The sequence below is a fragment of the Ferroplasma sp. Type II genome, assembly GCF_000496155.1.
This window is the reverse complement of the sequence record NZ_KI542811.1, coordinates 1-1,165: the sequence shown is the minus strand read 5'-3', so window position 1 is coordinate 1,165 and position 1,165 is coordinate 1. Positions and strand designations below refer to the sequence as shown.

The window sequence follows — 1,165 nt, the reverse complement described above, 5'->3', positions numbered from 1 at the left end:
TTGCAGGTACTTGATTACAAGTATTTAAATGATACCCCGGAAGATATTAATTCTTTAAAAGAAAAATTAAAAATCTCCATATTTGGATATTTATTCCATGATTTTAATAAATTAAAAAATTACGAAGAAAATAAAAATATGGATGATAGAACTGTACTGGACAAAGAACTGGAAAAATTCTCCACGCTAATGGAGGAATTGCATCTTTCAAAAGACGATGTTTATTTTATTGCTTTTTCAACTGAAAAAGGAACCGAATACAGATCTAATTCTGAGAATATTAGCCTTAACCACAATCTCCAATTTGAGAGCAGTTTTTCTAGATTAGCGGATAGCCTCTCGAGCATGTTTTCAGATGATACTGAGGATATTTCTGACGTATACTTCGATAACATACCCTGCATACCTAAAACTATGATTCATAAGATAAGGGTATCAAGTACCACTTTTATTACTATTTCTTCGTTCTTAAGAAAGGAATTAGTAGAAAGTATTGTTAAAAGTGGTGGCTTCTATTTATGGAGCACTTTAAACTCAATCTACTACGTTAACAAATCTGAAATTGAATTTTCGGTTGATGCTCTTTCAAACAAATTATTAGAGCGTGTTAGTCTAAGAGCACACCTAGAAGATGGAATAAGTTTTACCGACAGGAAAATAAATGTATCAAGTTCTAACATAGGGTCTATTAATAAGAAAATATTGGTCAAATTTGTGACTAATGGAAAGAAGTTCAAAGCAGTTCTCCATCTCGAAGATATAAAATTAAATGAGAGCATAAAACTGGATACTGAAAAGTATTCTGATAAAATAAGTAATACAATCTCGTACTCATTAAATTTTTATAAAGAAATACCTAAATCTAAAACGAAGGGGCCAAGAAGCGTAAGGGAATATCTTGATGCTGGCGATATATATATAGAGAGCTCTGACACACAAAAAACCATTGATGAGATGGATGACCAAGAATTTATGGATCTGCTGAAAAACAACCCTGACACACAAAAAACCATTGATGAGAGGTTACATGCATTTTATATTAGGTATGTTCAACTCCAAACATCATTAAAATCTAATCAGGCATGCATAATAAGAAAAAACTTGAAAAAGATTCTTGAAGACAATATATCAATGTTGAAAGGACTGCTACCAAAGAATAATGAAT

The 1,165-nt window shown here is 31.2% G+C and carries 1 protein-coding gene; it reads left to right on the top strand.

What is annotated here, in order from left to right; all coding sequences use genetic code 11:
- Positions 1–1,165: hypothetical protein (locus AMDU4_RS12785; protein WP_290705375.1), on the top strand; the 1,165-nt coding region annotated here is incomplete at both ends.